Here is a 20963-nt window from a genome sequence, read left to right as displayed (position 1 = left end):
TGCTTCTACTTCCAAAATTAAACCAATTAATGATTATAAATTATTCAGTAAAAAACAATTTGATTTAGGACAATAGATGAGCATCAGTTACCCACAAATTATTATTTATAATAATGAAATTGAGCTAATAGAGCACGCCAATGATTTACACGACTTTATTTACACTATGGAAGCAAGTGAACAGCAAAAAGTCATTATTTTAGATAAGGTTAGTGGCTATCAAAGCTTAAGCGGCCATTCGCTCACGGCGCTCAGTGCAAGCCAATTAGCAGAGCTAGTAAAAGAATATTTAGCAAAAGAAGGGCAATGCTGCTTAAGTAAAATAGAGCAGCTCACACCAAGCCAAGCGTTTGCGTTACTCGCCGAAATCAACTAACGCTTTAACGTGTGCAATCGCGCTGCGCCCGAGGGCCGACAGTGAGTACCCTCCCTCTAAATAAGAAATAATACCTAAACAATGATGCTGTTGGCTAAATTGCGCTAACTGCTCAGTAAGCCATATATAATCACTTTCAACAAACTTAAGACTGGCCATGTCATCTTCTAAATGTGCGTCAAATCCCGCGCTTATAAAAAGTAGCTCAGGCTTAAATTCTGTTAATTTTGGTAGCCATTGTTGCTCATAAAGTGCTTTTAAATCAGCACCATCACTAGCTATCGGTAAAGGTGAATTTACCAGTGTGGCATTATTTTTAATGGCGGTATTAGGATAAAATGGATATTGAAATAACGAGCACAGCAACACATTTTCATCATCCATAAAAATATCTTGAGTACCATTGCCATGGTGTACGTCAAAATCAACAATGGCAATGCGTTTTACCCCTTTGCTTTGTGCATATTTAACTGCAATCGCAAGGTTATTAAACACACAAAAACCAGAAGAGCTATCTCGGTTAGCGTGATGCCCTGGCGGGCGTACTGAACAAAACGCAGCGTCTAACTTACCCTCTAAAATCTCATCAACAGCGAGTAAGCCTGCTCCGACTGCACGCTCAATGGCCTTTAAAGAGTCGGGGCATAACCACGTATCTCCATCTAGATCGCTGAGCCCCTCAGTGGGGATCATGTCTTCTACATGCTTAATATGCTGCTCACTGTGCGCCAATAAATAATGTTCGCGCAGTGCTTTAGGGGCTTGTTTTTGCTCTATAGCCACATCCAGTCCACTAGCAAGTAAACGGTCATTAATCGCATCTAAACGCTCAGGGCATTCTGGATGATCTTCAATCATTTTATGTTTACGACAGTGAGGATGAGAAATAATCGCAGTGCGCATAGCTAACTCCAAAAATAAGTTGCTCATCAAGTATAACAAAGCCACCTTGTGGTGGCTTTGCGACTTTGGTTGATACTAAACGACTCTTTAACCAAAGTTATGGTTATTTAGCTTTTAAGTCGAGGTTTCTAAAATCAAAGCTAAAGTCGGTTACCTGCGTTGAAACTGCATTCATTTTTGCTGATTCTACGCGGTTATCGGCGCTCATAGAAAAGCGAATAAAGGCATCTGCCTCTAATAACTTTTCATCCCACTTAACAATAAAGGTATTGCCTGTGTAATGCTTCAGCTCACCTTTAAGGCGTTTTGTATGGGTAAAATCAATGCGTAATTTACCATCTAGTTCTTCAACGATTACATCGCCATACCAATCATCATGTAATGTACCGGTGTAGTTTATATTAGGCAATTGCGGTTGAGTGTCTGTTGGCGCTTTTGGAGCGGCGTTAGCATAGGCTTTTTCTTTACCTGCAAAATGCTTTTTAGCTAACTCTTCAACCCAATCTTTATCTTCAAGCTCGAGTACATCTTCAAGTACTTCATGAGTCACTGCCGATAATGCAGAAAATGCTTGTTGGTTGCTTAATATCACAATCCCCACGTTTTTTTCTGGTAATAAAGTCACCTGCGATACCATACCTAAAATGCCGCCACCATGTGCCAGCTTTTTAACGCCGTGGTAATCTTCTATACTCCAACCTAATCCGTAACCTCTAAATTGTTGATGATACGCTTCATAGGCACTTTTAGATGCCAGTGACGTAATATGTGGATGCCACATTTGTGCTTGCTGCTTTTCACTAAATAACTGCTCGCCATTAGGCATTTTGCCACCCGCAAGTTGAGTACGGAGCCATTGGCTCATATCATTTACGCTTGATGCAATGGCGCCTGCCCCTCGAAAGTCTTCAAGGTAATTAACAAAAAAAGGATGCAATTTGCCATCCATTGGGATGTGTCCAATCGCCCAGTTTTTGTTGTTTTTTGCGATACGCGAAAAGCCAGCGCGCGAGTTGGTCATATTTAGCGGCTGTAGAATGTTTTTTTCAATGTAGTCGTTCCAGCTAACCCCAGATACACGCGCAACAACTTCACCAGCGGTAACAAACATTAGGTTGTTATAAGCATATTGACTACGAAAACTGCTCGCAGGCTTTAAATATTTCAGCCCCGATAAAATATCGGCTACCGATTTATCTGTACTTGGCCAAATCATTAAATCGCCTTGACCAAGCCCTAAACCGCTACGGTGGCTAAGTAGATCGCGTATGCGCATTTCACGAGTAACGTAAGGGTCGTACAATCTAAACTCAGGGAGATGGTCAATCACGCGGTCATCCCAGCTTAATTTGCCTTCATCCACCAGCTTAGCCAATGCTGCACTGGTAAATGCCTTGGTATTTGAAGCAATGCCAAATAAAGTGTCTTTATTCACCTTGCTATTCGTATCAAGGTTGGCAACACCAAAGCCTTTAGCGAATACGACTTTGTCATTTTCAACAATGGCAACGGCCATTCCGGGTACATCAAAACGTGTCATTGAGGCGTTGATCACCTCTGAAATTTTATCGGTATCAACTGCTGCAGAGCTCGTAAACGTCCAGCCAGCCAATAATGCGGCTGTGGCTAATTTTTTTAGTTTCATAGTGTTACCTTAGGTTATTATTTTTGTTTAATCTTGATGAACCGCAAACTCTATTTCGGCGCGCGCTTTATTAGTATCTTGCTTACTCGGGTAAGCTAAAATGCGTTGACTGTAGTGTTCGGGTACGCCCGCCTCAAGTGCGCCGCGATATACATGCTGCACGTACCAATCATAAGGTAGCAGTGTGTCGTCATGTGTGTTTGCTATGTAGCAGTGTACATTAATGTCATCGTCATCTAGAAGGCTCACGGTTAAATCAACACAGTCGTAATTAGGGCCTTCAATTTTATCTAAGATCTCTTTTTCGGCTTCATTAAGCTGATACACCACCCCATATACCACAGCATCGGGTTCATTGGTGGGCACAATAGTGCATTTACCTGAACCATCTGAAAAGGCCATATTAAAGGTTAACTTATAGCCCTTTAAAAGTGCCGTACCCACACGTTTTGCATTAGGTAAACGTGCCAATAAACGATTAGATGACATATTAGAGCCAAACGAAAAATTATATAACGCCATACTATTCCTTCTTTAAATAACAACTCGCACAGCCAGTGCGATTAAAATAATGCCAATGCCGCGGTCGAACCAATAACCACTTTGCTGAAAAAAATCACGTACACGCGCTTTTGATAACAATAGCGATAAAATAGAAAACCAAGCCCAGGTAGCAAGCGCCATATAAACGCCGTATCCCATTTGTATTATTACCGGTGTAGTTGGGCTAATCACCAAGGTAAACAACGACATAAAAAACAGTGTTGCCTTAGGGTTAAGTGCATTGGTAAAAAAGCCACGTCGAAACGCACGCCATGATGACTCAGCTGCAAGGCTGGGTTTTGCAGTCGGTTCTGATGAGGTATTTGTAGGTTTAGCAGCGCGCAGTGCCTGCACGCCTAAATACGCTAAATACGCGCCCGCTATATATTTAAGCGCCATAAACAACGCAGGTGATTGAGTTAACACCAGCGCAACTCCCAATACACAATAGGCTATGTGTAATAAAATAGCCGCACCAACACCTGCACTTGTCCATAAGGCATTGCGCCTGCCGTGTTGTACACTTTGTTTAAGGACTACCGCAAAGTCGGGCCCAGGGCTTGCTACCGCAAAAAAATGAGCCACCGCAATTAATAAAAATTCATCGATATAGTTCATACTTAACTGGCTTGCTCTGGCGAAAAAGCCAATAATAATGGGTTAGCCGATTGATTAACCAAGGCTTTTATTTCTTTTTGCGCTTTTTTAAATTGGCCGCGTAAATGCGGTTTTAAATGTTTTTTAGAGTGTTTATCTTGCTTAAAGTAGCTCACTAACGCATGCATAAATACGGTATGCGTTTCACTGAGCGCCGCTTCGCGATTTGCATACGGGTTATAACATGAGCCACAGCCACCTTTAAACTGGTACACGGTATTGCTCATCATTACCCCAAAGCCTAAAAAACACGCCAAGGCATCAGTGGCTTGCGGTAAATACTCTTTACCACCTGGGGGCAAAACCCCTACGTGATGAATTAATATGGTGGCAAGTGTACCGGCAAAACTCGCCACTAAGTCTTGCGGTTGATTAATTTGATTAGGGTTAAACGACACATTAATAGTATGACTGGCTGGTACTATTAAATGACACTCTTCGCCACGTAAATGCTGACTAAATTCAAAGTGTGGAAACACCTGTGGTTGTAATTGTTGCGGTGCAACCAAGGTTACTGGCCATTCATTCATACCAGCGTATTGCTTAACACGCGCAAACACTTTGCTGGCCATTTCCTCAATACTTGAAACCGAGTCAGGAAAAAACTCAACCGTTGGCAAAATAACTTGGCTGTGTTTGGTAAAAAAATCCAAATCAAAGTTTTCTGCTGCCCATATAAAGGTATCAACCAGCCATTGTTGTTCTTGTTCTGCCAATAAGGGCTTTGATTTAAATAGAGTTAACATAAACTACTCTTGCCCCTTCGCCCATTGCCATGCTTGTGTATTGTATAAAGGCACCGTAGAGAGCGCATGATGATGACTGCCCGTAGACTCTTTCGTTGAGTATGATAAATATAATAATGTATGGGTTTTAGCATCATAAATACGGCGCACTTTTAATGACTTAAACAAAATACTCTTAGATGATTTAAACACGACTTCACCGGATTTACTGCGGTCGATAGACTGTAATTGGTCTGGCGTTATTGGCCCGGTTTGACGACAGGCAATCGACATATCTGATGGGTCTGAAAAATCTAAATTCGCCTCAATATGGCTAATATGACAGGTTACACCGGTCACTAGCGGGTCTTGCTGTGAATTAACCACCACATCTTTAGTGGTAAATAGCCCAAGACTCACTGAGGCAACATCATCAGAACACCCTGCAAGCCCTGCTAAGCATACAATTAAACCACCCATTTTGAGATACTTCATAGCAAGTCCTTCGTTCATATTAAAAATTAAGTTACGCCTTATACTAAACGCTTTCACCGCGATAAAACAAATTTTATCCACCAACTCAATACTGTAATGGTTTAAAGGGTATTTCGCAGCAAGATACACAATAAAAAAGGCACGCCCGAGGGAGTGCCTTTGCAAACAAATACAGCTAAAGGTTATTAAAAGCTATATTGTGCACCTAGATAAACATAACGACCGGCACCGCCGCCGTAGCCACTATAAAAGTTACCACGACCACTTGGGTAAAATGCCCCTTTGTCGTCAAATACATTGTTAATACCGCCAAATACACGTAAGTCACTTTTATCAGTCAGTGCCAGAGTGTAAGACGCTGATAAACTATGCTTTAAAAATGAGCCATAATCTTGATACGCAAGTGGCTCTGGGTTTGCAATACAACCGGCATCGCCCGCAGCACAGCGCTCATCGTTTGCAGCAACATACTCAAGGTAGTCTTTCTCATCTTCTTGGCTTGCTTTAAACGCGCCTACGTAATTTGTACGCCAGCGGATACGTAAATCATCTATTTTCCATACAATCGACATAGCGGCTTTATCTTTTGAGCGCCCATAACCTGCATACTGTGAAGTAACACTGTTACCATCTAACCCTTCATAGGTTTGCGAGTTTTCAATAATGTGATTGTAATCAAGCTTGAATGACAAGTTGCCATAGCTGCCGATGTCATATTTGTAAGTTGCAACCACATCGTAACCGCGCGCAGTTAACTCATCCAAGTTATATTCACGCTGTAGAATTTTTACAATGTTACCTTCGTCGTTACGGGTAATATCGTTACAGTATTCGTTATCACTGCCCCACGCAGCCTCTGAGTCATAACATTCGCGCATGATGTTTTCGTTACTTATTTCATCAATTGCATCAACAATGGCAATATCGTAGTAATCCACCGCTAAGTTAAAGCCATCTAAAAACTCAGGAGATACAGTAATACCAAAGGTATAGGTATCGGCTGTTTCTTCTTTTAAGTTTGGATTACCAGTATTTGGCGAGTAGTTATTGTCTTCACTTTCAAATTCAAAGTTAGGATCATCAGCTAGCTTTTGTGCCAAGGTTGGCTCTAAACGACAGTTATCGTGTCCTGGGTTTGTTGATGTTGCTGTTAGACCATCACAAATATCATCAAATGAATCAAAATCGCCGCGAGGGGGTGATAATAATTCCGTGATAGTCGGCGCACGCTGTGCACGTGCATAATTGGCACGTAACATGTACCCATCAATTGGTTGCCATAAAAGGCCTAGCTTATAACTGGCAACAGTGCTGATATTATCAATGCTGTAATTTGCTAAACGCAGCGACGTTTCTGCCGACAAACTTTTAGCAAATGGCGCATCTTTAAGTAGTGGCACTGCAAGTTCAGCAAATGCCTCATACACTTCTACTTCACCGTAAAAAGAAGGCACAACATTAAACGTAATACCGCCCGCTTTCATATCATCACTGGTATCTAGGCTTTGTGAGTCTTTACGGTACTCTGCACCAAATACTGCAGACACATTACCTGCTGGTAATTCGTATAGGTCACCAGTGATATAACCCATTACCGTATATTGTTGAATCTCAGTATCAATAATTGGGTTAGTACGGATCCAGTCAGCCATTTCAGGGGTAATAGACCCTTCACCAAATAGATTAAGCGGGACACATCCTTGCGCTCGCGCTTCGGCGTCTTTACATTGAATAGTGCCATCGGCTAGCTTTTCAGCTTGCAGTGCTTGATTAACACGTACCGTGTTTAACTCGTTACTACGAATTTGATGTTGCTTGAATTGCCCGTATCCAGCAGAGATATCCCAATCCCATGTATCATCAAACATCATGCCCTGTAGGCCTGCCCAAGTTCGGATGGTCGTACGGTCGTTATCAGTGCTGATATTACCTACTTCACCAAAGCGACGATCCCAATAAATACGGTCTTTGTATGGGTTGCTGTCAATAATTTCTTGTGGCACGTATGGGTTATCAATAGGAATGTAACCGGGCGCAATATCATCGATAGGGTCGCCAGTCACTGGGTCGTAGCGAGGTACGTAAGCCCCTTCGTATTCATCTTCAGGTGACTTATCGTTGAACGAGCCACTTTTGCTGTATTGAATTTGGAAGTAGCTCATAATGTCGTCTGTTACATCATAATCTACTTTTATCGCGGTCGAAAAGTTATCACTAGGTACATCAAGCATGACGTATTGTGACGAATTTATACCATAAATTTCTTCATTACCTTTCCAGTCATCACGCAGCGTTTGCCCGTCATACCAAAACTGGGTATCGTTTCGGCTGCTTTCTAAAAATACACCGCCTAAGGTACCATCGCTTTTGCTTGCCCAATCAGCTTGTGTAATACCACTCATACACTGATAACCATCGGCAGTGTACATTTGATTACACATCAACTCATCATCGTAACTATGCGCGGCTTCTATTTTGGCGCGGTCACGGTCGTAAAAGGTCATGCCAAAATCACGATCCCAGTTTGAGCTGACAAATACATAACCGCGGTCATCAGCAAATGACGTTCCGTAGTTTAAATCAAGCGTAAACTCACGACCGCCACCATCTGTTGTTTCACCGCCACGGGCTTGAAATTCAAAGCCTTCTTTTTTTGACTGGGTAATAATATTCACTACACCGGCTACCGCATCGGCACCATAAGTGGCCGACGCACCACCACTTATAATTTCAACGCGCTCCACCATGCCACTTGGAATGGTATTTAAACTCACATAGTTACCACCATAACTATTTGATACCACACGGCGGCCATCAATAAGCGTTAGCGTTCTGTTAGCGCCTAAGTCGCGAAGCTGCACCGTTGATAAACCGGTCCCCGAAATACTTGATTGGCTGGTTGTGTTACCAATACTTTCGCTCAGTGCAGGCATGTTATCGATTAATACATCTGAAAGGTTGCCTAGGCCTGTATCCTGAATCGACGCTCTATCCATGGTTACCAGCGGGGTTGTTACCGAAAAACTATCACGCTTTAAACGCGAACCCGTTACGGTTATTTTTTCTGGTGCTTCTTGTACCACTTCTTCGCTTGCTTTAGCGGTTGATTGACGAGCAATAGCCTCGTCATTTGCTATTGCATGTCCAGATAAACTCGCTGTTATAGCCAAAGCTAAAGCGCATTTTTTGGTTGATATTTTACTCACAGACTTCCCTCATTTTTTATTATGATCAGGGTCTGTTGATCTTTGCGGATTAAAATTTGTTCAAACTAGGGGCGGTTTAATCGCGGCGCGAAGTTTGTAACCTAGTGGGCTAAGTAAAAACCGAGCAACAAAGAGTAAATCGCCCCTAGGCAGAACCCGAAGGGCAGCGCCTGTTTGGCATTGATGCTGCGTTTTCGCCTATTTATGGGGAATAACCACACCACACAGACTCTGCCTTGCCTAAATACCAAACAGACTGATGCAAATTCAATCTTTAAAGGTCAACAGACCCTAGTACAAATCGCTTTTTTATTAACTTTTTAGTTATTAAATTTGTTTTGTACCAATTGGTTTATTTTACTAATAACATGTTGTAAGTAATCGTGAATAAAAGCACAATGAGAGGTGTCTCGTTTATATCCCTATTTTATATCTATTTAATATCTATTTATTTATAATCATACACTTAAGGTTTTCGTGTTAGAATGATGTAAAATCGAATGTTAACCAACTATCGCTTTATTTTGCATTAAACACTGCCTAGTAACGTAATTAATCAAGAGGTTTAAATACACAAACTATGAATACTCAACAGACATTTTCAATTGGAAAATGCCAAATATCGGTGTTTGAAAATAAGCTGTTTTGTGCCGATAAAACCTGTGTATTACAACCTAAATTTATAGAACTACTTGTTTACTTGGTAGAGTGTTATCCAAACGCAGTGACGCGTGAGCAACTAATAGAGAATGTGTGGGGTGGTAATCAATATGTGGGCGAAAAAGCACTGACAAATGCCATATGGCATCTTCGTAAAAGCTTTAAAGAACTCGACCCCGACAATACCTATATAGAAACACTGCGTAAAACGGGTTACCGCTTAGTACAAAAACCAACAACGCCAGAGCCTGTTAATAGCATTAACAATACGCCGCTTCGCTCTGGGTATATTTACGCTAGCGTACTTGCTATTGTTATATTATTAGGTAGCTATTGGGGTTATAGCGCCCTTTTTGAAAACGCAAAGCAGCCACTTGCTCAATCGCAACATGCAGCACGTTTGTACGATTACATTGAAACAATTACCACCAGCCCAGGAAGAGAGTTGTTTCCGGCTATTTCTAATGACAGTCATTTTTTAGCGTATTCGTGGCGTCGCCCAGGACACAAAGCTAATTTATACTTACGTGATCTTCATTTACCAGAGCAAGCTGCAATAGCACTTACCGACACCCCATTCATTGAGGGCAGAGCGGTATTTAGTCCTGATTTAACGTTTATTTATTATTACCGCCGTATAGCTGCTCAAGGTTGTGAAGTCATTCAGCAAAATATTGCCTCGGGCAATACCACTGTTTTAGGGCTGTGCGGTAGTAAAACAAGTACCGATATAGACATTAATGCCACAGGCACTAAGCTGGTTTATATTAGTGAAGATGAAAAAAATAATAATCTTACCCAGCTTAACATTGTCGATTTAACCTCATCGCCATACACAGTTACTCAAGTCCCTTGTACGTCGGCATGCCAATATACCGATGAGTCGGTCGTGTTTTCACCAGATGCGACACAGCTGGTGGTATCGCGTAATTTACCAACGGGTTTTGAAGAATTATTTTTAATCGACATAAAAACAGCTCATGCCAAGCAATTAACTTCAGGTTTTGTTGATATGAGAGGCGTTGATTGGCACCCTAATAAGCCACAACTCGTCTTTTCGGGTGTTAAAAAAGGCAAGCGCCAAGGTTATTTTTATAACCTTAAAACACAACAAATGATCAATGCGCACATCGATGGGTTAAGTTACCCAGAATATGCACATGATGGCAGTTTGTATTTTCATCAATGGAATATCGACTCTGCATTAATGCGTGTAGAAACCAGTAATGCGGTTGCAAGTTCCCCTTTTCCGGTATTATCAAGCGACTTTAATACGCGCTTTCCTGATTACAGTAAAGCCAGAAAAAAGTTAGTTTTTGTATCTAACGAATCGGGCTCAATGGAATTATGGACTGCAAATCAAGACGGCACCTCACGAAAACAGCTTACTAATCTCAGTGCAAATATTTACAACCCGGTGTGGTCACCTGATGGTAATTACATTGCCTTTGTTGCTTCTCATCTTGGTGAGCATGCGCTATACCTTTATGACTTTAACACCCAATCAAGTCAGTCATTACCCACAGGCTTTAGTTACCATGGAAAACCGAGTTGGGCTGCAGATAGTAAAAGCCTATTGGTAGCGAATGATAAACACGTTTATCGCTTCGACTTAAAGGGCAATAAACTCGCACAGGCCATAGATTCACCAACACTATACGCTTATGAAAACAAGCAAGGCGCTTTAATTTTTGCAAACCAAGCAACCAATCAGTTATGGATAAAAGACCCAGATAGCCAAACTGAGCAACCACTGGTTAGCGAAATTAATTTATCAAATCATAATTCGTGGTATTTTTTTGAAGGCGACACCTTAGCGCAATCGCGTATTTACTATTTTAATGTAAAACAAGGTGATTACCGTTTGAGTTATTACGACTTCTCAACCAACAGCCATCATGACGTAATACGCCTTCCCGAACGCGCATTTAGTCGCACCTCTGGCTTAACCTTTATTACAAATACCAACTGGCTTGTGTACTCTTCGTATAAGTCACCACAAATTGACATAAAACGTATCAACCAAAAATATTTGCCATAATAAATCTAAAATTAAACACGCTACAGGTCTTGTAATTGCTTAAATAGTTTATTGCTAAAAATATGTTCAAGCCAAATTTTTAAAAATTAAGCTCTATAGGGTTAGCGTGTACAAACCCGTTTGGTATAATTAAACAAACCAATCTAAAGAGGATACGCTAAATGCCACACATTATTATTGAACACTCAGAAGATCTGCCTTTATTACCTCAGGTTCTAGTGGAAAAAATCCACACAACAACATTTGAAAGTGGCTTATTTGATTTAGAAACAATAAAAACTCGTGCGATTGCGTATCAACATTACCAATTAGGTGTGGGTAAAGAAGGGTTTATTCATATTGCTGTACATATTATGGCTGGGCGCTCTATTGAGCAAAAGCAAAAACTAAGTGAGCAGTTACTAGCGTGCCTACAAACATATTGCAGAGCCTCTGATAGCTTAAGCGTTAATATTTACGAAATGAATCACGAGATTTATCGTAAAAATTAACGGCTATTAAAACATCATAGTTATAGGCAAGTGCTCTATAACTATGATGGTATCCCCGCTATGCTAATTTTTATAAAACCGCGGTTAAAGCGTAAACTTACCCAGTAAATCCCTTAAAATATTCGACTCTTTATTTAAACCATTACAAAGCTGCTCTGACTTTTTCATATTTTCTTTGGTTTGCTCTGCCGAGTCGGAGATCATTACAATATTTTGGCTAATTTCTGAGGTTGCTAACGTTTGCTCTCGCGTTGCTGTAGCCACTGAGTTATTTAACTCGCTTAACAGTACAATTTCCTGTGAAATACCATTTAATGTATGGCCTGTTTCTTTTAATCGTTCGGCATTTTCTAAAGTGTTTTTGCTGCCCAATTCAATCGCAGTTACCGTGCTTGAAGCTTTAGCATTTAACGAAGCAATCATCTCATTAATTTGCTCTGTAGACTCCGCAGTACGCTGTGCAAGCGTTCTTACTTCATCAGCAACTACTGCAAAGCCACGCCCTTGCTCTCCAGCTCTCGCCGCTTCAATTGCCGCATTTAACGCCAATAAGTTAGTTTGCTCAGAAATCCCTTTAATGACATCCAATACATGAGAAATTGATTTAATCTCTGTCGAGAGCTCTAACACCGAAGCCACAGAATTAGCCATTGACGCTTCTAACTGTTCCATTTGTTTAATTGTGCTTTGCACAAAACCAACGCCTTTATGCGTCGTTTCTTCGGTTTTAGTCGCAATATCTGCCGCATTGCTGGCACTGCCAGAAATATCCTGAACCGTAACTTCCATCTCATTAACCGCTGCCGCCACCGTTTGTGTACTCGATGATTGCACTTCAGCTAAATTAGCTGCTCCTTGTACTTGCTCAAGTACATCTTGGGAAATACCTTTAACATGAATTGCCGACTCAGAAACCTGTTTAAACATATAATGTAACTGCTCTAAAAACAGATTAAACTTAATCGCCAAATCTGAAATTTCATTATTATCGTCAGTAGGAAGTCGCGCTGTTAAATCGCCATCTTTTTCTGTTAACGCATTCACTGCTGCAGTAATGTTTTCGATTGGCCTAAATATTTGCCCTACCAACACGCGTGCTGACGCTAAACCGACAAGAGCAATAATTACACCAAAAATGATATTAGTATTAATAGCACTATTAATTGGGCCATATAATTGCTCTTGGGGAATTTCAGCAACTAGATGCCAACCTAATGAGTTTACAGGCGTACTTGATACAACATAGTCATCACCATCAATTACTTTACTTTGAATTGCCCCATTTTTAATCGGCGCCAAGTCAACAGATTGCCCTATTTTAGTTTTATTACCATGCAGCATAATCTCGCCACTACCAGAGACCAAATAAACAATGCCGCCCTCACCTATCCTATATTCACTTATGAGATCCACCATAGAATCGAGCGAACGGCCAATCCCGGCAATTCCTTGTCGTTGCCCATCAAGCTCAATGGCATAATTAATAAATACCATCACCTCAGAGCTGCCTTTATCTATGTCGAGCGCTACTTCAAATGGTCTATCCGATGCTAAAAAAGCATCAAACCAAGTATCACTACTATCTATTTGCCTGGAAATACCTTCATCGGTGTAATAGTTACGGGAGTTTTTAGAAATAATGTATGCGTTACTGGCTTGGTTTTTATTTTTTATATGTTTGAGGTAATCAATGAATTTACCTCGGCTTTGCGCATCTTCATTATTATTCATCCATTGTTGCACAAATAAGTTTTGCGCTATTTCTTTGCCAACAATAATAGGAGTCGATAACTCTAATTCGATTTGGCTTTTCACTTCACTAAGCGCTGTTGGTAAATCTACTTTGGCTAGTTTGTCTTCTGTATTTGAGCGAATACTATTTGAAAATATTAGAGTAGATATTGCTAAAGGAGCAACAACAGCCAAAATAAGGCTAAGGTATACTTTTCGTTTTAATAACATAGAGCACCTAAGGGGTAACAAAGCGGTATTTTATATACTGCACACAATTAACAGTAGCGACATTAAAGGTCATAAAATAAAGATTTTTATAATAAAATCCCATAACACTTTAATAGTAGATTCAACTGTGTTTATTGCAATGTATTCAATAAAATTAATAAAAAAATCAGTGCGCTGATAAAAATACAATAGAAGTAATAGAAATGAAGTTTTATAAACTAGGAAGGTGAGTTTCTATTTACTTGGAAAGCGTGTAAAAGTGGTGGCCCCTCCCAGACTCGAACTGGGGACCTAACGATTATGAGTCGTGTGCTCTAACCAACTGAGCTAAGGGGCCATCTTTGTATAACTGTAAGCAGTTAATTTTTGAAGCGTTTAGCCACAGAGCGACTAAAGCGGGTTGCAGTATAAAAAGTTTTTAGGGGCTTGTCACTAGCAAAAAGCTTTATTTTAACAATCAAGGGGCTAACTGCTCAAATAGTAGACTTTGAGGTTTTGTTAGTGATGAGTTTTGTAAAACAAATCCATTTATTAATAGCAGCCTGAGTAACTAATACACATACCTTTGGGAGCACTTAGCAACTCAGTATTAAATGTCCTGCTATGCTGCTACATTATTTTTTGGCAATAATGTAAATCGCATGAATTAATCCAGGGAAATAGCCGAGCAAAGTTAGCAAAATATTTAACCAAAAATGCATCCCTAGTCCTACCTGTAAAAACACACCCAGTGGTGGTAATAAAATAGAAAAAATAATTCTAATGATATCCATAATTTAATCCTTATAATGTTAGCAAAGCAAAAAGCCCAGCAGGGCTGGGCTTTAGTATAGTGTATTATTCTGCAATAACAGTTAATTCATCAACTACCTTGCGAACATCTTCAGCGTTTTTAGCAATTTCCATCGCTAATTGCTTTTCAGCATCAGACTCAACTGTACCTTTAAGAGTTACCACACCATTATCGGTATCAACATCAATGTCTGTACCACCTACTTCAGAATCAAATAAGTAACGTGTTGTGATCACTGTAGTGATTTTAGCATCTGTTAAATCACTTTCAGTGTCGTTACCCATCATTTCAGAATCATGCTTCTTCATGTCGGTGTTTTTTACCACAGTTAGACTGTTTTCAACGTCAGTTACACCATCTAGGCTTAGCACGAGTTCTTCAGCAAGCTCTTTATCTACTTCGCTGTTTACTTTACCTGTTAGCATTACCTTGCCGTTTTTTACGTCCGTGTTGATATCAAAGTTATTTAGATTGGTGTTCATAAGCAATACTGTTTCTGCTTTCCCATCAATCCAAGCATCTTTACTTTCGTTTTCCCAACTGCTTGCCTGAGCGCCCATTGCGGTTGTTCCTAATACTAGGGCTGCAATCATAGACTTATTAAATGTTTTCATAATCGTTCTCCTTTTGATTAAAGACACTTAAGCTAATGCGAGCATCGGGCCAACATTTTTTAACCTTTAATTTCAATAGGTTAATTTAAAATAGTAGATATTGGCTTAAACCTACTAAGTAAACATTTACAGACTATTGCGTAAAAGTTTCTCGAATAGCGAAACTTACTAAATAATTGTATATTTGGTTAATCTGTCGTTAATATAATAAAAAATCAAAAACCCAAAATCATAAACCACTGAATTTAAACAATTTAATATTTGGTATAAGGCTTGCTTTGAAATAACCAGCAATCATAAAAGGATAATTTAAATGTCTGTTAAAATTGAAGACCGCCCTATTGAGCAAGTTCGTGAGCAAGTGATTGATCAGCTCATTTATAACTACAGCCATGGTGTTATTTCTGTAGAAGCATTTGAAAGGCGCTTAGACGACGCCATGGCAGCGAGTGACAATAAAGCACTTATGGATCTCGTTGAAGATTTAACTTTAAATACTGACCAGCAATATAAGGCGCAAAAGCACTCTCAGTTTGCACCTAATTATAGCGCGCAGCATGAGACTGATGAAGAGCCACTTACATTAAGAAGCATTCTTGGTTCGAGTGAACGAACCGGCCAATGGGTAGTTCCTCAAAACATTTATATAGAAAACTACATGGGGTCAATCAATCTTGATTTTACGGATGCTATTTTTACCCACCAACATGTCACTATTCACGTTAATTGTTACTTTGGCAGCGAAGAAATATATGTACCAGAGCACGTTAATGTAGTTTCTAAAATGTTTTGTATTTTAGGCAGTTTTGAAAATAAAACAGTGTCACTTAATAAGCGCCAAGGGCCAACGATTCACATTGAAGGAAAAACTGTTTTAGGCTCTGTGGAAGTTAAAGTTAAGCGCACTATTAAAGAAAAATTTATTAGCTTTGCAAATGATCTAAAAACTCAACTTGGCATAAATGGTAAACAGTATTAAATATGCTAAACATTGAATGAAGCCATAATAGTTGGCTTCATACATATTATAAGTCGTTATTTCGCTCACTAGGTACATCACTCATGTACTCTACAAACTCAACTTCAAACCCTGCAGGGTCAATATAATAAATGTTTTTTCTAAATGGATTTACAGCACCTTCTTTACTTATTGCAAAGCCCGCATGTTTTAGGCGCGCTATTACTGCATTTAAGTTATTGGTTACATAGGCAAAGTGTGCCAAACCAATTTGATGTCCTGATAGGTTGCGGTTTTTCCCTTCACCGTGATCGCTTATAGCAATATATTGATCGTTATCACCAAAATGTACCCAGCGCCTTGCTTTACCATACCAAGTTCCTTCCCCCTCACTTCTAATTGACCAATAGGGAAACGCTGCTTGGTAAAACTTAAGCATGGCGTTTATGTCACTAACAACTAAATTTACGTGTTCTAATTTCATAACTTTCTTCCTATTAATTGAATATAGAACATCATAAAACCTCAAGTTAACTTTAGGTAAAGCGCTAATTTACAAATTTATTGTCTGTTTTTATTCCGATAAATATATTGAAAGATCATGGCTGTACAAAAAACACTCACAAGTATTTAGGCTTTATGGTTTACTTTATGGCAAAAACCGCTAAAATACGCCGGCTTAAATATATAAACGTTCTTTTACAACCCAAAGGTAATACCATGCATCCAATGTTAAACATTGCGGTTCGCGCTGCGCGTAACGCAGGCAAGCTTATTCTTCGTGCAAGTGAAGACTTATCAAAAGTTGAAGTGCAACAAAAAGGCACTAATGATTTAGTTACGAACATTGATAAAGAAGCCGAAGCCGTAATTCGTGACACTATTTTACGTTCTTACCCTGATCACTGCATCGTTGGTGAAGAGTTAGGCGAACACAAAGGTAAGGATGCTGATTACCAATGGATTGTTGACCCACTTGATGGCACAACTAACTTCATCAAGGGTATCCCTCATTTCGCAGTATCTATTGCACTTAAAGTTAAAGGTCGTTTAGACCAAGCCGTAATTTACGATCCAATTCGTGGCGAACTTTTTACCGCTTCTCGTGGTCAAGGCGCACAGTTAAACAGCAAACGTTTACGTGTATCTAAAACGGTTGAACTTGCCGGTTCTGTTCTTGCAACAGGTTTCCCTTTCAAACAAAAACACCACTTAGATGCCTATTCTGAAGCGTTTAAAGCATTATTCGTACATACCGCTGATATTCGTCGTGCAGGTTCTGCAGCACTTGATATGGCGTATGTTGCAGCGGGTCGTGTTGATGGTTTCTTTGAAATTGGTTTAAAACCGTGGGATACAGCAGCAGGCGAGCTATTAGTTAAAGAAGCTGGCGGCATGGTTGTTGATTTTGCTGGCGGTAATAACTACAACGTGAGCGGTAACGTTATTTGTGGTGCACCTAAGCTAACACAAGCGATTGTTCGTGAAATGCGCCCAGTATTATCTGAGTCGTTATTACGTTAATCGTAATACCGCACTAAAAAAAGGAGCCGAGGCTCCTTTTTTGCTTTTTGTTAGCCACTTTTTTTACTATTGGATAAACGCACAACAGCGGGTGCAGGCCTTCTTCGATTACAAATAAATAAGTAGCTGTGACGATAACGTTTTGCTTCTTTTTTAGCATCTGTGGCTAATGCCGCTACTTGATGGCTATTTTTACACTGCTGCAGATCCGGCTCAACTAAACCTATCGATAATGTAAGTAAAGGTACAAACTGCTTTTCGCCCTCTCGATTAGTTGCCCAATACCCTTTTCCAGCAATATGCTCTGGCGTAAAAAATACGCGTGACTGCAATTCAAATTGCGTGATAATGGTATGACAAACCTCCACCGCATCTTTTTTTTCAAACACCACCATAAAGTCATCGCCACCAATATGCCCGACAAAGTTAGCGCTGTGCGCACACGCTTTTACAGTCACATCGGCCAGAAGTTTTATCACGCTGTCCCCACTGGCATAACCATACAGATCGTTAAATTGTTTAAAATGATTTAAATCGATATAGGCTAGTGAAAATGGCTGTTTATGTTGCAGACGCTGCTCTATTACTTCACTAATTGCCACATTACCCGGTAACATGGTCAGAGGGTTAGCATGTTGGGCGTGGCGGATTTTTTCAGCGGTAATGTGCTTTAATATGTCCCTGAGCGGTGCCAAACCTAAATATTTATTATTACTTGTGATAACAATATGGCGACGAATATCAAAGTCTTGCTCTGTTATTTGCTGAGAGACAATATCAAGCATTTGATTTTCATCAACCACCAAAGGCTGTTTATCCATTAACTCTGTGACTTCACATTTATCATAAAGTGCATGCCCGTATGGCGCGGCAAACACTTCTGTTAGCTGATCTTTGTGTAACAGCCCTATTGGCTGCTGATTGCTATTTAAAACGGGTAAGCTAATTATGCGCTTGTCTTGCTCAAAAAGCGCATGAGCTTCTTTACAACGCGTGTGACTGCTAATGGCAGGCTGAGCAACAGCAAGCACCCCGATAGCCATTGATTGTTCAAACTTTGACCCTGCTTGAGTCGATGTAAATGCTTGTAACTGCTTACAGTTATAGTCATAGCTTGGTTGTTGGCTGGGTCTTTCTAACAAAAATCCCTGAACATGACTTATGCCTATACTTTTAACTAAATCGAGTTCTTCAGTACGCTCAATTCCCTCAGCAATCACCGCTGTATTTGTTGCCCGCGCTAACACCACAATTGATTTTAGAAATTCTTTTTTAACTTCGCTTTGATCGCAATGATCAATAAAGTAACGATCAATTTTTACAATATCTGGGCATAACTGAGACCATTGCTTTAGACCGGAATAACCTGCACCAAGATCGTCAATAGCAATAGTGAAGCCTAGCTCTCGATAATGAGCAATGGTTTTTAACAGTAAAAAGCCATCATCTACTTTTTCTTGTTCGGTGACTTCAATCACCACACGATTAGCCGCAAGACCAAACTGTTCAATTAAATGTAAGGTTTCGCCTTTAGGGTGGCTCGGATCGAGTAGAATTTTTGGGCTGACATTTAAAAATAACTTCCCTTGTAGATTTAGTTTTACAAAGTTTTCTATGGCGCGAGAACGGCATAAAAGCTCAAGCTCTGAGATAAATTGATATTTATGAGCCGTTTCGAATAGCTTATTTGGCATCGCTAATGGGCTATTTTTAGGGCCTCGACTCAGCGCTTCATACCCAATAATAGATTGCTTAGTTATATCAAAAATAGGTTGGAACAAGGTTGTTATTGCCCCTTGTTGTAAGATTGACTCTAAGGCTTTACGTTGCTCAGTCACTACTAGCTCTGATCAAAATTAAATAAGAGTGATAAAATATCAAGCTCGTATGACAATTATATGTCTTACACGCTAAGCAATAAAAAACCGCTCACAAGGAGTAATGCAGATCAGTTAAGAATATTTTTATGATCACTTGACTGATCTTTCCATGGCTTCAAAATCCGATATTAGAAATAATATCGGATTTTTTTATGTCTCTCATTCAGCACTTCGATAACATGTCTTCATTTTTAAATGATGTACATACACTAGATAAACTTAAACAGGTTCTTGACCCTGATATTCTTGAGCAAGCATTTAAACATGCAGGTGTTGCTACTGTGCGTAAAAGGCGATTACCGCTAGAAGCTGTTATGTGGTCTGTAATTGGAATGAGTTTATTCCGAAACGAAACCGTTTGGGATATCGCTAATAGACTCGACATCTCTTTACCCGGAAAAAACAAACTAGTAGCGCCAAGTGCGCTAGTTCAAGGTCGGCAAAGGTTAGGCTATGAGTCAGTCCAACATACATTTCAATTACTTGCACACAAAACCTTTTCCACCCAGTCTTTTGAACAATGGTGCGGACTTAATTTACTCGCTGTAGATGGCGTTAGTTTTCGAACTCATGATAATCAAGAAAACAGAGAAGCATTTGGCAGTGACAGTAATCAACATGGAGAAGTAAGCTACCCACAAGTACGAATGTGTAGCCTTATGGAAGTATCTAGCCATTTACTGTTAGATAGCAGCTTTGACTCCCGTCGCATAGGTGAAATGAGCTTAGCTCAACGACTATTACCAGCCGTACCAGATAATTCTCTTACCTTGTTTGACCGCGGCTATTACTCATTAGGACTGTTGTATCAATGGCAAAACCAAGGAGATAACACTCACTGGATGTTACCCGCGAGGAAGGATTTACAGTATCAAGTTGAACATAGTATAAATGACAATGATAAAATAGTGATTTTGTCCACAAGTCCTCAAGCCAGAAAGAAATTTGAGTCATTACCAGAGACCATGATGGCAAGATTAACCACCTATAAAGTGGATGGAAAAAGCTATCGTGTACTCAGCTCTCTCATTGACCCTTTACGATTTCCATATGAAGAATTAACAGAGGTTTATACTCAACGCTGGGAAATTGAGCTGGCGTTTAGAGAAATAAAGCAGGGATTGAATCATAGCAAACACACGTTACGTAGTAAGAAACCAGACATGGTACGTCAAGAGTTATGGGGGTTATTACTCGCTTACAATTTAATACGTATCATCATGCTTGATGCAACTAAAGATGAGGATATTTTGCCTACACAGCTAAGCTTTAGCCAATCTATGCGACAGGTTATCGCTTTCTTTATGTTTACGCCAATACATAGTGCAAGTAAGTTGCCTATTCATTACGATGAGTTACTGACAACACTTAGATTGTTTATTTTACCCGATAGATTACCAGATAGGCATTATCCAAGGGTGATAAGAAAGAAGCCGAATAAGTACCCCTATAAAAGAAAATGCCAGTCAGTTCTTAACTGACTGGCATTA

The 20963-nt window shown here is 39.9% G+C and carries 18 protein-coding genes and 1 tRNA gene; 6 read left to right on the top strand and 13 right to left on the bottom strand.

Annotation, left to right across the window (positions count from 1 at the left end; all coding sequences use genetic code 11):
- Positions 1–76: 76 nt before the first annotated feature.
- Positions 77–376, top strand: coding sequence for a DUF4144 family protein (locus L641_RS0108935; protein ID WP_024601707.1), 300 nt, complete (start codon positions 77–79; stop codon positions 374–376).
- On the opposite strand, the gene L641_RS0108930 is transcribed toward L641_RS0108935, so the two are convergent.
- The 7 genes from L641_RS0108930 to L641_RS0108900 all read right to left on the bottom strand — a co-directional run bounded on the left by L641_RS0108930 (position 356) and on the right by L641_RS0108900 (position 8550).
- Complete coding sequence (locus tag L641_RS0108930) at positions 356–1279, bottom strand: histone deacetylase family protein (RefSeq protein WP_024601706.1); 924 nt, start codon at positions 1277–1279, stop codon at positions 356–358. The two genes, L641_RS0108935 and L641_RS0108930, sit on opposite strands and share 21 nt — an antisense overlap.
- A 103-nt stretch (positions 1280–1382) precedes the next feature.
- Complete coding sequence (locus tag L641_RS0108925) at positions 1383–2924, bottom strand: serine hydrolase (RefSeq protein ID WP_024601705.1); 1542 nt, start codon at positions 2922–2924, stop codon at positions 1383–1385.
- A gap of 27 nt (positions 2925–2951) precedes the next feature.
- Positions 2952–3446, bottom strand: a complete 495-nt coding sequence (locus tag L641_RS0108920) for a gamma-glutamylcyclotransferase family protein (RefSeq protein ID WP_013465973.1) — start codon at positions 3444–3446, stop codon at positions 2952–2954.
- A 12-nt stretch (positions 3447–3458) separates the two neighbouring features.
- The gene (locus tag L641_RS0108915; protein ID WP_024601704.1) at positions 3459–4085 is read right to left on the bottom strand and encodes a LysE family transporter; all 627 of its coding nucleotides are present in this window, start codon (positions 4083–4085) and stop codon (positions 3459–3461) included.
- A 2-nt stretch (positions 4086–4087) separates the two neighbouring features.
- A complete protein-coding gene (locus L641_RS0108910; RefSeq protein WP_013465975.1) occupies positions 4088–4870 on the bottom strand; it encodes a hypothetical protein in 783 nt (260 codons plus the stop codon).
- Between the two features lie 3 nt (positions 4871–4873).
- Positions 4874–5344: a CreA family protein gene (locus L641_RS0108905; protein ID WP_013465976.1), complete on the bottom strand. Its 471-nt coding sequence runs from the start codon at positions 5342–5344 to the stop codon at positions 4874–4876.
- 185 nt (positions 5345–5529) lie between these two features.
- On the bottom strand, positions 5530–8550 hold the full coding sequence (locus tag L641_RS0108900; RefSeq protein WP_024601703.1) for a TonB-dependent receptor: 3021 nt from the start codon (positions 8548–8550) through the stop codon (positions 5530–5532).
- A 580-nt stretch (positions 8551–9130) separates the two neighbouring features.
- Between L641_RS0108900 and L641_RS0108895 the strand changes: the two genes are divergently transcribed.
- Both L641_RS0108895 and L641_RS0108890 read left to right on the top strand, forming a co-directional pair.
- Positions 9131–11251, top strand: coding sequence for a winged helix-turn-helix domain-containing protein (locus L641_RS0108895; RefSeq protein ID WP_024601702.1), 2121 nt, complete (start codon positions 9131–9133; stop codon positions 11249–11251).
- 161 nt (positions 11252–11412) lie between these two features.
- A complete protein-coding gene (locus tag L641_RS0108890) occupies positions 11413–11742 on the top strand; it encodes a 5-carboxymethyl-2-hydroxymuconate Delta-isomerase (protein ID WP_008114843.1) in 330 nt (109 codons plus the stop codon).
- Between the two features lie 84 nt (positions 11743–11826).
- On the opposite strand, the gene L641_RS0108885 is transcribed toward L641_RS0108890, so the two are convergent.
- The 4 genes from L641_RS0108885 to L641_RS0108870 form a co-directional block, all read right to left on the bottom strand.
- Positions 11827–13704 (bottom strand): methyl-accepting chemotaxis protein, encoded by a 1878-nt coding sequence (locus L641_RS0108885; RefSeq protein WP_024601701.1) that lies wholly within the window; start codon positions 13702–13704, stop codon positions 11827–11829.
- Positions 13705–13964: 260 nt separating this feature from the next.
- Positions 13965–14041, bottom strand: a tRNA-Ile gene (locus L641_RS0108880).
- A gap of 277 nt (positions 14042–14318) precedes the next feature.
- Positions 14319–14477, bottom strand: a complete 159-nt coding sequence (locus L641_RS22885; protein ID WP_008466367.1) for a YqaE/Pmp3 family membrane protein — start codon at positions 14475–14477, stop codon at positions 14319–14321.
- Positions 14478–14541: 64 nt separating this feature from the next.
- Positions 14542–15111 carry a BON domain-containing protein gene (locus tag L641_RS0108870; protein WP_013465983.1) on the bottom strand — a complete coding sequence of 190 codons (570 nt, stop codon included), beginning with the start codon at positions 15109–15111 and terminating at the stop codon, positions 14542–14544.
- 313 nt (positions 15112–15424) lie between these two features.
- Between L641_RS0108870 and L641_RS0108865 the strand changes: the two genes are divergently transcribed.
- Positions 15425–16090, top strand: a complete 666-nt coding sequence (locus tag L641_RS0108865) for a LiaF domain-containing protein (protein WP_024601700.1) — start codon at positions 15425–15427, stop codon at positions 16088–16090.
- A gap of 46 nt (positions 16091–16136) precedes the next feature.
- Here the strand turns inward: L641_RS0108865 and L641_RS0108860 are convergent, their stop codons facing one another.
- Positions 16137–16553 carry a VOC family protein gene (locus L641_RS0108860; RefSeq protein WP_024601699.1) on the bottom strand — a complete coding sequence of 139 codons (417 nt, stop codon included), beginning with the start codon at positions 16551–16553 and terminating at the stop codon, positions 16137–16139.
- Positions 16554–16789: 236 nt separating this feature from the next.
- Between L641_RS0108860 and suhB the strand changes: the two genes are divergently transcribed.
- Positions 16790–17593, top strand: coding sequence for an inositol-1-monophosphatase (suhB, locus tag L641_RS0108855; RefSeq protein ID WP_010391751.1), 804 nt, complete (start codon positions 16790–16792; stop codon positions 17591–17593).
- Between the two features lie 50 nt (positions 17594–17643).
- Here suhB and L641_RS0108850 read toward each other — a convergent pair whose 3' ends face one another.
- Positions 17644–19431 carry a bifunctional diguanylate cyclase/phosphodiesterase gene (locus L641_RS0108850; RefSeq protein WP_024601698.1) on the bottom strand — a complete coding sequence of 596 codons (1788 nt, stop codon included), beginning with the start codon at positions 19429–19431 and terminating at the stop codon, positions 17644–17646.
- A 194-nt stretch (positions 19432–19625) separates the two neighbouring features.
- Between L641_RS0108850 and L641_RS0108845 the strand changes: the two genes are divergently transcribed.
- A complete protein-coding gene (locus L641_RS0108845) occupies positions 19626–20954 on the top strand; it encodes an IS4 family transposase (protein WP_024601195.1) in 1329 nt (442 codons plus the stop codon).
- The last annotated feature ends 9 nt before the right edge of the window (positions 20955–20963 follow it).

It is taken from the genome of Pseudoalteromonas sp. TB41, assembly GCF_000497975.1.
Lineage (GTDB): Bacteria > Pseudomonadota > Gammaproteobacteria > Enterobacterales > Alteromonadaceae > Pseudoalteromonas > Pseudoalteromonas tetraodonis.
Note: the sequence above shows the minus strand (reverse complement) of the source record. Positions and strands in the feature narration are given on the sequence as shown.

What these genes read in the sequence shown, in the direction of transcription:
- L641_RS0108935 (WP_024601707.1), top strand. Translation starts at nt 77, where the DNA reads ATGAGCATCAGTTACCCACAAATTATTATTTATAATAATGAAATTGAG.
- L641_RS0108930 (WP_024601706.1), bottom strand. Translation starts at nt 1,279, where the DNA reads ATGCGCACTGCGATTATTTCTCATCCTCACTGTCGTAAACATAAAATG.
- L641_RS0108925 (WP_024601705.1), bottom strand. Translation starts at nt 2,924, where the DNA reads ATGAAACTAAAAAAATTAGCCACAGCCGCATTATTGGCTGGCTGGACG.
- L641_RS0108920 (WP_013465973.1), bottom strand. Translation starts at nt 3,446, where the DNA reads ATGGCGTTATATAATTTTTCGTTTGGCTCTAATATGTCATCTAATCGT.
- L641_RS0108915 (WP_024601704.1), bottom strand. Translation starts at nt 4,085, where the DNA reads ATGAACTATATCGATGAATTTTTATTAATTGCGGTGGCTCATTTTTTT.
- L641_RS0108910 (WP_013465975.1), bottom strand. Translation starts at nt 4,870, where the DNA reads ATGTTAACTCTATTTAAATCAAAGCCCTTATTGGCAGAACAAGAACAA.
- L641_RS0108905 (WP_013465976.1), bottom strand. Translation starts at nt 5,344, where the DNA reads ATGAAGTATCTCAAAATGGGTGGTTTAATTGTATGCTTAGCAGGGCTT.
- L641_RS0108895 (WP_024601702.1), top strand. Translation starts at nt 9,131, where the DNA reads ATGAATACTCAACAGACATTTTCAATTGGAAAATGCCAAATATCGGTG.
- L641_RS0108890 (WP_008114843.1), top strand. Translation starts at nt 11,413, where the DNA reads ATGCCACACATTATTATTGAACACTCAGAAGATCTGCCTTTATTACCT.
- L641_RS0108885 (WP_024601701.1), bottom strand. Translation starts at nt 13,704, where the DNA reads ATGTTATTAAAACGAAAAGTATACCTTAGCCTTATTTTGGCTGTTGTT.
- L641_RS22885 (WP_008466367.1), bottom strand. Translation starts at nt 14,477, where the DNA reads ATGGATATCATTAGAATTATTTTTTCTATTTTATTACCACCACTGGGT.
- L641_RS0108870 (WP_013465983.1), bottom strand. Translation starts at nt 15,111, where the DNA reads ATGAAAACATTTAATAAGTCTATGATTGCAGCCCTAGTATTAGGAACA.
- L641_RS0108865 (WP_024601700.1), top strand. Translation starts at nt 15,425, where the DNA reads ATGTCTGTTAAAATTGAAGACCGCCCTATTGAGCAAGTTCGTGAGCAA.
- L641_RS0108860 (WP_024601699.1), bottom strand. Translation starts at nt 16,553, where the DNA reads ATGAAATTAGAACACGTAAATTTAGTTGTTAGTGACATAAACGCCATG.
- suhB (WP_010391751.1), top strand. Translation starts at nt 16,790, where the DNA reads ATGCATCCAATGTTAAACATTGCGGTTCGCGCTGCGCGTAACGCAGGC.
- L641_RS0108845 (WP_024601195.1), top strand. Translation starts at nt 19,626, where the DNA reads ATGTCTCTCATTCAGCACTTCGATAACATGTCTTCATTTTTAAATGAT.